Origin of the sequence: Methylophilus methylotrophus DSM 46235 = ATCC 53528 (assembly GCF_000378225.1) — a bacterium.
Taxonomy (GTDB): Bacteria; Pseudomonadota; Gammaproteobacteria; order Burkholderiales; family Methylophilaceae; genus Methylophilus; species Methylophilus methylotrophus.
Window position 1 is genome coordinate 34,871 of sequence record NZ_KB905144.1, and the last position, 13,229, is coordinate 48,099.

At 50.4% G+C, this 13,229-nt stretch carries 15 protein-coding genes; 4 read left to right on the forward strand and 11 right to left on the reverse strand.

What is annotated here, in order from left to right; all coding sequences use genetic code 11:
• Positions 1-43 precede the first annotated feature (43 nt).
• The 4 genes from F463_RS0110235 to rpoE form a co-directional block, all read right to left on the reverse strand.
• Positions 44-1,462: a DegQ family serine endoprotease gene (locus tag F463_RS0110235; protein ID WP_018986992.1), complete on the reverse strand. Its 1,419-nt coding sequence runs from the start codon at positions 1,460-1,462 to the stop codon at positions 44-46.
• A gap of 186 nt (positions 1,463-1,648) precedes the next feature.
• Complete coding sequence (locus F463_RS0110240) at positions 1,649-2,617, reverse strand: MucB/RseB C-terminal domain-containing protein (protein ID WP_018986993.1); 969 nt, start codon at positions 2,615-2,617, stop codon at positions 1,649-1,651.
• A gap of 22 nt (positions 2,618-2,639) precedes the next feature.
• Positions 2,640-2,987, reverse strand: coding sequence for an RseA family anti-sigma factor (locus F463_RS14495; protein WP_018986994.1), 348 nt, complete (start codon positions 2,985-2,987; stop codon positions 2,640-2,642).
• Between the two features lie 203 nt (positions 2,988-3,190).
• On the reverse strand, positions 3,191-3,820 hold the full coding sequence (rpoE, locus tag F463_RS0110250) for an RNA polymerase sigma factor RpoE (RefSeq protein ID WP_018986996.1): 630 nt from the start codon (positions 3,818-3,820) through the stop codon (positions 3,191-3,193).
• Between the two features lie 210 nt (positions 3,821-4,030).
• On the opposite strand from rpoE, the gene nadB reads away from it, so the two are divergent.
• The 3 genes from nadB to F463_RS0110265 are packed head-to-tail and all read left to right on the forward strand — an operon-like array spanning position 4,031 to position 6,670.
• Complete coding sequence (gene nadB, locus F463_RS0110255; protein WP_026295501.1) at positions 4,031-5,641, forward strand: L-aspartate oxidase; 1,611 nt, start codon at positions 4,031-4,033, stop codon at positions 5,639-5,641.
• Positions 5,642-5,653: 12 nt separating this feature from the next.
• Positions 5,654-6,130 (forward strand): thermonuclease family protein, encoded by a 477-nt coding sequence (locus tag F463_RS0110260; protein ID WP_018986998.1) that lies wholly within the window; start codon positions 5,654-5,656, stop codon positions 6,128-6,130.
• 60 nt (positions 6,131-6,190) lie between these two features.
• Positions 6,191-6,670: an FKBP-type peptidyl-prolyl cis-trans isomerase gene (locus tag F463_RS0110265; RefSeq protein WP_026295502.1), complete on the forward strand. Its 480-nt coding sequence runs from the start codon at positions 6,191-6,193 to the stop codon at positions 6,668-6,670.
• A 154-nt stretch (positions 6,671-6,824) separates the two neighbouring features.
• On the opposite strand, the gene scpB is transcribed toward F463_RS0110265, so the two are convergent.
• From scpB to ybeY, 3 genes are read right to left on the reverse strand one after another with little or no spacing between them, the layout of a single operon-like run.
• On the reverse strand, positions 6,825-7,373 hold the full coding sequence (scpB, locus tag F463_RS0110270) for an SMC-Scp complex subunit ScpB (protein WP_018987000.1): 549 nt from the start codon (positions 7,371-7,373) through the stop codon (positions 6,825-6,827).
• Positions 7,374-7,381: 8 nt separating this feature from the next.
• Entirely contained in the window at positions 7,382-8,167 is a 786-nt protein-coding gene (locus F463_RS0110275) for a segregation and condensation protein A (protein ID WP_018987001.1), read from the reverse strand.
• A gap of 37 nt (positions 8,168-8,204) precedes the next feature.
• Positions 8,205-8,639 carry an rRNA maturation RNase YbeY gene (gene ybeY / locus F463_RS0110280; RefSeq protein ID WP_018987002.1) on the reverse strand — a complete coding sequence of 145 codons (435 nt, stop codon included), beginning with the start codon at positions 8,637-8,639 and terminating at the stop codon, positions 8,205-8,207.
• 64 nt (positions 8,640-8,703) lie between these two features.
• On the opposite strand from ybeY, the gene tpiA reads away from it, so the two are divergent.
• Positions 8,704-9,486 (forward strand): triose-phosphate isomerase, encoded by a 783-nt coding sequence (tpiA, locus tag F463_RS0110285; protein ID WP_018987003.1) that lies wholly within the window; start codon positions 8,704-8,706, stop codon positions 9,484-9,486.
• A gap of 125 nt (positions 9,487-9,611) precedes the next feature.
• Here tpiA and F463_RS15280 read toward each other — a convergent pair whose 3' ends face one another.
• The 4 genes from F463_RS15280 to phoR form a co-directional block, all read right to left on the reverse strand.
• Positions 9,612-9,743 (reverse strand): hypothetical protein, encoded by a 132-nt coding sequence (locus F463_RS15280; RefSeq protein WP_018987004.1) that lies wholly within the window; start codon positions 9,741-9,743, stop codon positions 9,612-9,614.
• A 205-nt stretch (positions 9,744-9,948) separates the two neighbouring features.
• Entirely contained in the window at positions 9,949-11,106 is a 1,158-nt protein-coding gene (locus tag F463_RS0110295) for a cupin domain-containing protein (protein ID WP_018987005.1), read from the reverse strand.
• A 7-nt stretch (positions 11,107-11,113) separates the two neighbouring features.
• Positions 11,114-11,851 (reverse strand): hypothetical protein, encoded by a 738-nt coding sequence (locus tag F463_RS0110300; RefSeq protein ID WP_018987006.1) that lies wholly within the window; start codon positions 11,849-11,851, stop codon positions 11,114-11,116.
• Complete coding sequence (gene phoR, locus F463_RS0110305; RefSeq protein ID WP_026295503.1) at positions 11,848-13,146, reverse strand: phosphate regulon sensor histidine kinase PhoR; 1,299 nt, start codon at positions 13,144-13,146, stop codon at positions 11,848-11,850. The genes F463_RS0110300 and phoR overlap by 4 nt, the downstream gene beginning before the upstream one ends.
• Positions 13,147-13,229 lie beyond the last annotated feature (83 nt).

Here is a 13,229-nt window from a genome sequence, read left to right on the forward strand (position 1 = left end):
CGGGTTACCCCGTCTTTTTGTGATCACTTTCAGCAAATATCAGTTACTTGATTTTAATCGGCACATACAGGGTATTTTCCCCGCGCTGCACCAAGACGGCGATGGTCTTGCCAGAAGGCACGGCATTGATTTGTTTATTAAACAAGTCAACGCTTTGACTTTCGTTATTGTTTAAGCCCAAGATCACATCACCGCGACGGATACCCGCCTGTGCTGCCGCCCCGCTGCTTTCAATCACCAGCAGGCCATTTTTGCCATTGAGTTTTTTCTTCTGCTGCGGATTTAATTCACGCAATGTCAGGCCCACTTTATTGGCTTCAGGTTTCACCGGTTCTTTACTCACCGCTGGCGCCTCACCTTGCTCGTTAGGCATTTCGCCCACACCCAATTGCAGCGTTTTATTAGCGCCTTTGCGTACAACTTCTACCGGCACGACTTTACCGGGCTTGGTAGCTGCAACCACGCGTGGCAGATCGCTCGAAGTGGTGATCGGCTTGCCATCAAACTTGAGGATAATATCGCCCGCTTCCAAACCGCCCTTGTCTGCCGGGCTGTTTTTCTCTACGCCAGCAATCAGCGCTCCGTTGGTCTGCTTCAAGCCGAAAGACTCCGCCAGTTCCTTGGTGACTTCCTGGATGCCAATCCCCAACCAGCCACGAGCAATCCGCCCATTGGCTTTGAGTTGATTGGAAATATCGATGGCAACATCAATGGGAATACTGAATGAAAGCCCCATAGAACCACCGCTTTTACTGTAAATTTGTGAGTTCACGCCGACCACTTCACCACGCAGGTTGAACAAGGGACCGCCCGAGTTACCCGGGTTAATTGCCACATCGGTTTGAATAAAAGGCACATAATTTTCTTGTGGCAAGGCACGGCCTTTGGCACTGACGATACCAGCCGTCATTGTGTTTTCGAGACCGAAGGGCGAGCCAATCGCCGCTACCCACTCACCGACCTTAAGCGCATTGGGGTCACCAATGGTGACCTTAGGTAAACCGGTGGCTTCAATTTTAATCAACGCGACATCAGTCCGTTTATCGGCCCCGATGATTTTCGCCTTGAACTCACGTTTGTCATAAAGCTTCACCAGCACTTCATCTGCTTCATTGACCACATGCGCGTTAGTCAATATATACCCATCGGCACTGATAATAAAGCCGGAGCCCAAGGATTGAGATTTGTAATCCTGCCCACCGTCCTGCCCCGGCATGCCCGGCATCCCGGGGATGCCAAAGCGGCGCAGGAACTCTTGCAGGTTCTCATCATTCGGCATTCCAGGAAAACCGATACCGGTGCCGTGCACAACTGAAGTAATACTAATATTGACCACAGCAGGGCCTTGTTTCTCAGCCAGTTCAGTAAAGTCTGGTAAGTCTTTTGCCTGCACGGTCATCACTGGCATGGTCGCGGTGATTGCACACGCTAACATCACACCAGAAATCCATCGTCTCATCATGATTATTCCTATCATTTAATGACTATTAAAATTGTACTTCTATCTATTCGGGAAAATTGAGCAACACCACTTAATCAAGCTATCCGCCCATTAAGTGGTGGCGCAGTCTGAAAATGCAAGCCCTTAAAACGGATCAACTTTTGAATAAAAACTTACCTATCCGTATACCTGCAATGACGCAAACTACTATTTCTTGAAAGTGACTTGTTGCGCAATTTGCTCAACCGTTTGCGCAGGCACCTCACCGACAACAACCAACTGGTAACCATTCAGCACATGCGCATACACATTCGTTGAGCCCATGCTTTTCTTGCCAACTCGAGGCTGCATGCCTTTGATCATCGGTTCGACAAACAACGATACCGAGGCCAGCCCATCAGAAAAAATCAATTGCCTTACCGGGGCAGTCCTGCCGGGCACTTTTAATTGTATCTGATCTACTTTTTTATATCCGGCAGGGAGATTGGGAACGACCAGGTTATCTTCTGTGTGCGTCAGGTCGGTCGTGTCATCCATAACATAAGGCTTGGTCGCATCGATTTTAGGCTGGAACCAGTCCAGGTCTTTGGTATGCAACATGGCAACCTGATTAAAGCCAATCTGCTCCAGCGTCCGGCCCTGCATATCGAGCATGCTCATTTTAAGCAGGAGCCCATATTCGGTATCAGACCAAATGCGGTACTGGTAACGCAGGTTATCGTTAGGGATCATATCGAGGACTTGCGCCAGACGACCGGCCACTCGCTCCTGGCCAACAAATTTGAGCTTGTAGTTCTGCTTGAGGGGATACAATTGGGTGGGCAGCATGGCAGGAAACAGGTTCTGTCCGCGCCGCTTTTCAATGACGACCTTGTCATTTTTGGCATTGAAGATAACAATGTCATCGCCTTCGCTAAACACTTCTCGCGGACGGCCATCGAGCACCACATTGCGCGTAAACTCGCGCCCACCTTCATAAATGTGGGTAATTTGTACTGAGCGGATCACCGCCCCATTCTGATAAACAAACAAGCCCTGGTAATTCAGCTCCCTTGCCGCAGAGGCCGTTTTCTGCATGGTGGCCCAGAGATCCTCTTCGGCAACGGCAGATTGGCTAATAATTGCGAGCAACAAGACACGCAGAAAATGTCCAGGAAAAACAAACTTGAGTGACATATACCCGTAGATAACAATAGACTTATTCGCCAGCGTTATAAGCTACATTTTGCATGTAGTATGTTGCGCTGGTAGGGGCATAATTATGATGTGCTAATACATACTGATCAGTATCGTTATCAGCAATTAGGTCAGGCGCTGCCACTTCTGGTTGATTGATCAAAAACAGACCGACAAAGAAAGCTGCTGCGACCGAGGCAGCAATTGACCATGTGTACTTATTGAAATGCGGACGGATGTGGGAAATTTTTTGGGAGGCAGCGACAGCCTGCGGCGCCACCATCGTCGGCTCATCTGCCAACTGGGCCATAATGCGGCTAGTCATGTCTGATTGTACCCAGCACTCTTCACGCAACACATCCCGGATCACATGGTAATCACGCCACGCCTGTGCAACTTCACCACTAGATTTCGCTGCGAGAAAATATGTTCACAGCGCTCAATATCGACCTCACCGTCGACCAAGGCAGATAATTGCTGCTTCATAATAACCCCAAATCAATCAATGTTTTTATGTTAGCATTTAACAAAAATTTTGTCATAACACCCATATCGTTTTTGTTGTCGAATTGCCTACCAGCGCTTGTGCTGTGGCGTATCCAACAACGGTCTCAATTTGGTCGCAATCGTTTCACGCGCCCGGAAAATACGTGAACGCACAGTCCCGATCGGACATTGCATCACGTTAGCAATGTCTTCATAACTCAATCCTTCAAGCTCGCGCAATGTAATTGCAGTACGCAACTCTTCAGGCAACGCCGCAATCGCATCATTGACCGTTTGCGCAATCTCTTTCGTCATCAGGGACGTTTCTGGGGTCTCCAGTGTGCGCATATCATCGCCTTCATCGAAGTTTTCTACATCTTCGATTTCCACGTCTTGCAGCACTTGTGGCTTGCGGCCCATGGAGACCAGGTAGTTTTTGGCAGTATTAATGCCAATACGATACAACCATGTATAAAATGCACTGTCGCCACGGAAGCTGTGCAACGCGCGATAAGCCTTGATAAAAGACTCCTGCACCACATCTTCCACTTCCGCCTGATCGCGAATCATGCGCGATAAAAGGCGTCCAAGCTTACGGTGATATTTTTCCACCAACAATCCAAAGGCACGCTTGTCGCCCTGCTGAGCACGCTCGACCAGCATCTGGTCAAACTCTTTGTTCTCTTGCTGTTTGGCGCTTGCCGCCTGAACAGTCATATCGCGATGACTCCCTTGGGTAATTTTATGATTGGGAGTAGTATACGCTTTTGTGTTATTTTCGACGAACCCGGTGCGTGTTAACGCTTCTAAATTTGCTGTGTGTAACATCGTCTCATCCCTTATTTTTTGCCTACAATGTCAAATAGCAATGTTGGCAATTGATATGTCCTGAACATCTCTTCAAAGTTCCATTGACCCCACCATCCTATGAATAAAATGTTCGATGTGCTGATTATTGGCAGTGGTCTGGCAGGCCAGTCATTGGCCTTACGCCTGGCAGATAATCATAGGGTATGCATACTGAGCAAACGTGAATTAACCATGAGTGCCAGCAACTGGGCGCAGGGGGGGATTGCTGCAGTTCTTAACAACGAGGATTCAGTAGAAGCCCATATTAAAGATACATTGGATGCCGGCGCTGGATTATGTGACAGCGAGGTCACGCGCATGGTGGTCACCAATGGCCGTGCCAGTATTGAATGGTTATTACAGCAAGGGGTTAATTTTACCCGCGAGGCTGAAGATGACCGCCTGCACCTGACGCGTGAAGGCGGCCATAGCCATCGCCGCGTGGTGCATGTCGCTGATGCCACCGGACAAGCGGTGCAGACAACCTTGACCGACCGTGTGCGCGAGCACCCGAATATCACCATCCTTGAACATCACATTGCAGTCGATCTGATCACCACGCATAAACTCTTCAAGCAGACCGCAACGGACGGCCCCAACCGTTGCCTGGGCGCCTATGTGCTCAACAACCAGTCCGGCAAGGTGATTACTCTCTCCGCACAATACACCGTGATGGCAACAGGCGGCGCAGGCAAGGTCTACTTATATACCACCAACCCAGACATCAGTACCGGTGACGGGATTGCGATGGGATGGCGGGCCGGTTGCCGGGTAGCCAACCTGGAATTTGTGCAGTTTCACCCCACCTGCCTTTACCATCCGCATGCCAAATCGTTTTTGATCTCAGAGGTGTTGCGTGGCGAAGGTGGATTGCTACTACTGCCAGATGGCACGCGTTTTATGCCTTGGCATGATGAGCGCGCTGAACTGGCCCCTCGTGATGTGGTGGCTCGCGCCATCGACTTCGAAATGAAAAAACGCGGCCTGGATTGTGTCTACCTGGATATCAGCCACAAGCCAGCCGAATTTATCCAGTCCCATTTTCCAAATATTTACCAGCGCTGTCTGCAATTAGGTATTGATATCACCAAACAGCCTATCCCGGTCGTCCCGGCTGCACATTACACCTGCGGCGGGGTCATGACTGACATGCACGGCCGGACCGACATTGATTGCCTGTATGCCATTGGTGAAACTGCCTGCACAGGGTTGCATGGCGCAAACCGCCTGGCCAGCAACTCCTTACTGGAATGCCTGGCGTTTAGCCAAAGCTGTGCGCAAGACATTGAAACTCTGGGGGCGCAACCAACCATCTCCCTACCAGACTGGGATGAAAGCCGCGTCACCGATGCTGACGAAGAAGTGTTGATTACCCATACCTGGGACGAGTTACGGCGGTTTATGTGGAACTACGTGGGCATTGTGCGCACGACTAAGCGCCTGAGCCGCGCCCTGCACCGTATCCATATGCTGAGAGATGAAGTGGGTGAGTTTTACAGCAACTTTAAAGTCAGCCACGACTTGATTGAACTGCGCAACCTGCTTCAGGTCGCAGAGCTCATCGTACGTAGCGCGATCGAACGCCACGAAAGCCGCGGCCTGCACTACAGCAAAGACTATCCTGACTTGCTACCGGAAGCGATTCCTACCGTGCTTACACCGGACAACTACACCAGCCTGCTGGATTAAGATCAGCGGGGGATGAACCAAGCCTGGCTTCTATGCTGCCTGCTCGCATACTACGCCAACTCCCATGCACAGCCTGTATTGGAAAAAGTGCTTGATGGCGACACTGTCATCATTCGCGAAGAGTCGCGATACTATCACTTGCGCTTGTTGGATATTGATGCGCCCGAGCTGCATCAAGCCTTTGGCAAACAATCCAAACGCAGCATGGCACAACTTTGCCTGAATACTTCCATCTCGGTCCAACCACAAGGACAGGACATCTATGGCAGGACGCTGGGGCATTTATCCTGCGGCAAGCAGGATGCCAGTCAATCTCAAATCGCATTGGGGATGGCCTGGTTTAACCAGCGTTATTCCAGGCGCTACGAATTGCAAGTCTTGCAAAAACAGGCCCAACAACAAGCATTAGGCTTATGGCAACAGTCGAATCCATTGCCACCGTGGCAATGGCGCAAACTGTATGGACGACATTATCATCACCAAGAATGACACCACCGCTACAATATCCTTTAGAATATTGTTTTATTAAAGAACTTTAGGATTTTATACATGCAAGTAGCAATGAATACCGTGGTCACCATGACCTACAAACTGCAAAATAGCGATGGCGACATCCTGGAAGAAAGCAAGGATCCGGTGGCTTATCTGCATGGTGGTTATGACAACATTTTCCCTAAAGTGGAAGAAGCCATGCATGGCAAAAACGTGGGCGACGTGGTAGAAGTCAGCCTGGACCCGGAAGATGCATTCGGTGAGTATGATGAGGGCCTGGTGCAAATCGAACCAGCAAGCGCCTTTCCAAGTAATGACCTCAAAGTTGGTATGCAGTTTGAGGGTGAAGACGAAACAGGCGATGTCATTTTATACACCATTACTGACGTTGCTGACGGCAAAGTCGTCGTCGACGGCAACCATCCCTGGGCTGGTCAACGCTTGCTGTTTACGGCGACCATTGCCAGCGTACGCTCAGCAAACCAGGAAGAAATTGCGCATCAACACGTACATGGCGCCGGTGGTCATCACCACTAATCTGCGACAAGCTGTATAAACGGGTTGGCGCAACTCTCCTTGCGCCAATTCCCCATTTTGGCAATCTCTGCCACTTCACTCCACACACGGCTGAGTGACAACGTCCGCAAAGCAGATGACGCAATCTCCTGCTCTAAGACTAGGCTGGTTTCTGCTACTCCAGCGGAATTTCGGTTTGGGCAAAGGCTTCAAATGGTGGCAATTCCGCCAGGGATCGTAAATTCAAGTCATCCAGAAAATGTTTGGTGGTGGCATAGAGTGAGGGTCTGCCGGGAACTTCGCGCTGGCCGACCACATCTATCCAGTCCCGCTCCTGCAATTGGCGAATCACGTTAGGATTCACCGCAACCCCACGAATCTGCTCAATATCGCCCCGTGTCACAGGTTGCCGGTAAGCAATAATTGCCAGCGTTTCCATGACCGCCCGCGAATACTTTGGTTGACGTTCAGGATTCAGGCGTGAGAGATACTCGCTATATTCAGCCTTGGCCTGGAAGCGATAACCGCTAGCCACTTGCACCAAGTCCAGAGTCTTGTCCACCCAGTCCGCCTTCAACTCATCAAGCAGCATGCGCAAGGTGGCACGCTCCATGCGCCCGGCAAACAGCTTGAGCAAATCTTCCAGCGCTAATGGCTGCGGTGAAGTCAGCAAAGCCGCTTCTAGGATGCGCTTCATTTCCTCGATACTGTCCGGCTCACGCATGGCGGATCCTAACTCGAGCTATTGGCTTGCACATAAATCGTTCCAAACGCTTCCTGCTGGGTAATGCGTATCAAGCCTTCTTTCGCAAGCTCAAGCATGGCGAGGAAGTTCACGACCAGTTTGGGGATGCCTTCGGTTTGCAGGTCAAACAGTTCATCAAATCGCAGCACTTGCATCGTACTTAACCTACGCAATAACAAACTCATATGCTCACGCACAGAAAGCTCGGCTCGCCCTAACTTATGATGCTGGTTCAATTTGGCGCGCTTGAGCACATTGCGCCAGGCTTCCACCAGATCATCCAGGCTGACTTCTGGCGGTTTCACCTGGCTGATATGCTGGTAATACGCCGCTGCGACATCAATCTCTTCCCCGACTTTGGGCATCGCATCCAGTCGCTGCGCAGCCAGCTTGATCGCTTCATATTCCATCAGGCGCTTGACGAGTTCGGCGCGGGGATCATCCTCTTCCTCGACCTCGGTCGGCTTGGGTAATAACATACGCGACTTGATCTCAATGAGCATGGCGGACATTAATAGATATTCCGCCGCTAATTCGAGCTTGATGGCCTTCATCTTTTCCACATAGGCCATATACTGCACCGTGAGGTCAGCCATGGGAATATCCAGGATATCCAGATTATGTTTGCGGATCAGGTAGAGCAACAAATCCAGGGGGCCTTCAAACGTCTCCAGGTAAACCTCGAGCGCATCTGGCGGAATATACAGGTCTTGCGGCAACTCGGAGAGTGTCTCGCCTTTGATTTTGACCTGCAGATGTGCAATGTTGTCCATGCAGGGATTGTAACGATTTGCCGCATGGGATCAAAGACTATTCTGCATAAGGATTGGCAAAACCGAGCTTGTGCAGTGCAGCCACTTCCATCGCTTCCATCAAATCGGCTTGCGCATCAATTTCGTGATCATAGCCATGCAGGTGCAAGACACCGTGCACCGTCATATGCGCATAATGTGCCAACAAGGATTTCCCCTGCTCCATAGCCTCACGTGCAACCACAGGCGCACAAATGACAATATCCCCCATCAGCAATGGCTGTTCCGTCAACGGAAAGGTCAATACATTGGTCGCGTAATCCTTGCCGCGATAACTTGCATTTAGTTGACGGCCCTCTTCCTCATCCACAATCCGGATCGCTAGACTGGTTTCCACCCGCAATGCAGCGCGTACCCAACGCCTGAATTGGCTGGCTGAAGGAATACCAGCCGCTTGCGAGGCCAGTTGCAGGGAAAAATCCAGTTGGGGCATACCGTTAAGTTTTCTGTAAAATATTCGTTATTATAGAAAGAAAACCCTTAAAGGAAACGGTGTGATGACAAATCGCTCCAAGCTGGTGGTTGCCAACCGCAAAATGCACGGCAACTTGCCAGACAATCAGCAGTTTATGCAAACGCTATTGCAACAAACCCGCCATCATAAGGCACGTTATGCGGTATGCCCGCCGCATCCGTACCTGTTCCAGGCACAGCAAGTGCTGCAAGACAGCCATATTGCCTGGGGTGGGCAAAACATGAGCCGCTATGAAAAAGGCGCCTATACGGGCTCGGTCTCACCGCTCATGCTCAAGGAGTTTGGCTGCAGCTATGTGATTATCGGTCACTCAGAACGGCGTCAACGCGGTCACGATAGTGATGAAACCTGCGGAGAACGTTTTGAAGCCGCGCTCAAGGCCGGCCTCACGCCCATTTTGTGCATCGGTGAAACCTTGGAAGAATACGAGCAAGGCGAAACTGACCTTGTCGTGGTACGGCAACTCAACCCGGTGATTGCGCATGTCGGCATCGAGGCGCTATCAAAAGGCGTGATTGCCTATGAGCCAGTGTGGGCCATAGGTACAGGCAGAGCAGCCACTCCACAGCATGCACAAGCCATTTTGTCTTTTATCCGTGGCCATATTGAATTACTGGACACAAAAGCCGCCGAGGACATTACCTTGCTGTATGGTGGCAGTATGAATCCTGGCAATGCCGCACAACTATTGAGCATGCCCGATGTAGATGGCGGCCTGATCGGCGGCGCCTCCCTGGTAGCAGACGACTTTATCCGCATCTGCCAGATTGCCAACGAATTGACCCCGCTCAAAACCGCAGCCTGATTCACTCTTCGCGGCACTGTCCGGAAAAGACCAATAAAAAAGCCGACTCACGTCGGCTTTTCTACATCTAAGTAAACTAGATTTTTACTAACAATTTAAGTAAAACCAGATTACTGTAGTCTGGATTACTTAGCTTCTTCAGCAGGAGCAGCTTCAGCAGCAGGTGCCTCAGCAGCAGGCGCTTCTTCAGCTGGTTTTTCACCACAAGCAGTCAAAGCCAAAGCCAACAATGCAGCCAACAATGCAGAACGTGTCATCTTTATTTCCTTAGTATGTATGAGCAAAAAATTATTTACGGACAATTCTCTGGATGAGAACCAGCCGAGTGAAAAAAATTGTATCAGCAATTGATTAAAAAAAGAACGCAAATCCAGTGAAAAACAAAGGATTTTTTTATGTCAGCGTCTAATCCTTGTGGTTTTCTCACAAAAAACCAGAATAAATAGTTTGTTACCAATGTAATTAACCGTTTTTTTCAGCCATATGCACATAACCGGCCTGGTACACCTCATGCAACCAGGGCATTAGCGAATCCAGCGCATCCCCCTGGCACAGGGACACGGCCAATTGCCGGCGATTGGCCAATATATTCAATAGATTAGCATCCATCTGCGGGACACTCTCACCATTGATAAAATAGTGTCCTTGCCAGTGCAACATCTGGGTTTGCAGGTCCAATACTATTCCATTTTGCGCAGCACGTTGTTTGAACTTTTCCAAGCTCAGTTTGCGATTCGGCGAAAACACCACATACGCCTTGGGTTCAGAAAAATATTTGGCGAGAAATGGTCCTAATTGCTCTACTTGCCAGGGCAATCGACGCATCATGTCGGCCACATGATTGACCATCTCCTCATTGACCGACGACGCATCTGTGACGGGTTGTAAATCAGGATCACGATAAAGCTCATCCGGCAGGTTTTCCTGTCGACAAGCCTCGAGGAACTCAATAGCCAACTCGCGTGCCGCAGGGGCACGGAAACCAATTGAATAGGTCATGCAATCATTGTCTTCTGAAATGCCCCAATGCGCGACATTAGGCGGCAGGTAAAGCATGTCACCAGGTTCCAGCACCCACTCCTGCTCACACTCGAAGTGCGACAGGATACGCAAAGGGGCATCAGGGATGAGCCGCAGATCAGTTTGCTGACTGATGCGCCATCGGCGTTTTCCTGCGCCCTGCAATAAAAAAACATCGTAACTATCAATATGCGCACCAACGCCACCCCCGGTAGGCGCATAACTGACCATGACATCATCCAGTCTGGCATTTGGGATAAAACTGAATTGCGACAACAAGGCTTGTGCTTCGGGCAAGACGTGGTTCACACCCTGCACCAGCAATGTCCAATGCTGTGCCGGAAGTGCGGCAAAGTCTTCGTCATCAAATGGCCCCTGTGTCACTTGCCAGCCACGCCCCTCCTGTTGACGTGCAGGATCAAACTGGATCAGCCTGGAAGGCACCTCGGCGTCACACGCCAGGCCTGCCAACTCACTAGGATCAAGCAGCCCCTTGAAATCCGGCATGGCGCCACGGATCAGCAGGGGTTTCTTTTGCCAGTATTCCGCCATAAATTGGGCAGGGGTCAAACCATTGAGTAGGGTCAGTGCTTGTTGCATGATTCAGTCATCTGAAAGGGAGGAAAGGAGCAGTACTGATACTTTGAGTCAGCCGCGAAATAAAGCGTTGAGACTTTTCTGCCAGTGTCAGTGCGAGCAAATCCGTACGAGCAATCAGTTTGCTGAATTCACGCTCAAAGCTGAGGTTCTGCACTTCGCCCGGCTGGCTGTTCGTCAGCAGCAATAACTCACCCTGCGCATTTCTGGCATTGGCCAGTTTCCATACTGCAATTTCGATATTCCTGGCCGCATTATACAAATTTTGCGGTTCTATGCTATCCGTCAGAAAAAAAGCTGACCTATTACCATGCGCCCGGAATAACATGGACTGCATGCCCACCACCAATGCCAGCACGCGGTCACCGCTATATTGCGGGGTTAATGCCAGCTTAATAGCGGCAGTATCCTGGGCGCCACCCAATGCATCAAACTGCCAGTGATGGACAGCAGCCTGCTCGAACACATAGTCAGCGATCTGTTCCGCCGTACCCAAGCCAGACTTGTGCGCTTCCGCCGGATTGCGCTTATACATCTTGAGCATGAGCAAACGCAAGGTACTGGCATTCTCGGCGTATTCGATATCTGCCAGACGATCGAGGTCAGTTTTGACCAGTTGGTGTAAGGTATTGCGGTCTTGCCGCGCCGGTATCGGACGTCCATTCGGCGAATCCACATAGCCAACGCTGGGTGTTGTGCTGCATCCGGCCAGCAGTAAGATAAATATACTGAGGCCGAACGGTCTCATGCAGGCAATACCCGCTGTGCAGGAAACATGATCTGGAAGCGACTACCCTCACCTGGCTTACTCTCAATGTGCAGGCTGGCCTGATGGTGATGCAGGATATGCTTGACGATGGACAAACCCAGGCCCGTACCGCCAGTATCTCGGCTGCGTCCACTATCTACGCGGTAAAAACGCTCAGTCAAGCGTGGCAAATGCTGCGCCTCTATGCCTATACCGGTATCCTGCACCGTAAACACGGCTTCTTCACCACGCAATTGCCAGTAGATATCGATCTTTCCATGTTCGGGGGTATAGCGCACGGCATTGCTGGTGAGGTTGCTTAATGCGCTTAACAGCTCATTGTAGCTGCCGCGGATATTCACTTTAGTCTCCATGTGCAATGTCACGGTGTGCTGCCCTTGACTCAGGGCTTGCGCATCTTTTTGCAACTGCCTCAGCAAGGCTGGCATGGCAATATCGGTTTCATCCTTGAGCGTGACGTTGTTTTCCAAACGAGACAACGTCAGCAAATCTTCAATAATGCGGCGCATACGCGTCGTCTGCGATTGCATCATGTCAAAATAAGGCTGGATATCGGGTGAGATTTCACCTTGCATATCGCCTATCGTTTCCAGGAAGCCGCCTATGACTGTTAATGGCGTACGCAATTCATGCGAGACGTTGGCGATAAAATCACGCCGCATGACCTCGGTTTTTTCAATGGCCGATACATCACGACAGATCAGCAGACGCTGTTTGCTAGCGAATGGAATAATCTGTAATTCCAGTGTCACATCAGGGCTACGCCAGGATTTAAGCTTGAGAGGCTCGCTGTAATCTTCCGCCTGCAAGTACTCCACAAACTCTGCCTGCCGCAATAAATAATAGATTGGCTGGTTTTCATCATGATGCCGCTTCAATCCCAGTCGCTGGATGGCAGGCTCGTTAAACCATTCGATTTCATTACGATTATTGAGTACGACAACGCCATCGGGCAAGGCACTGGTCGCATGCCGCAAGCGCTCAAGGGTACTGCTGAGCTGGCTCTGGCTACGAGAGTGGCGGCGCATTTCATGGTAAAGATTGGCAAAAATATCTTCCCAGATACCCTTACCATTAGGAATAAAGTTAAGGCTGGGCTTGAGCGCCCACTGATATAAGCGGTGAATCCAATAAACATGTGCGGCCAGGTAAGCCAATGTGCCCACTATAAACAGTAACCAGGCCGTTTCTGCACGGGTAAACCAGCCAATCATCAGGCAACAAAACGCCCAAAACAGCAGATTCCAGAATGCTTTCCAACGAATATCTTGCACGAGCCATTCTCAACACATCAATGGCGCGATTATACGACAATCCCGTTTGCACGCGATGACAGGATGATGACACCTTTAATCAT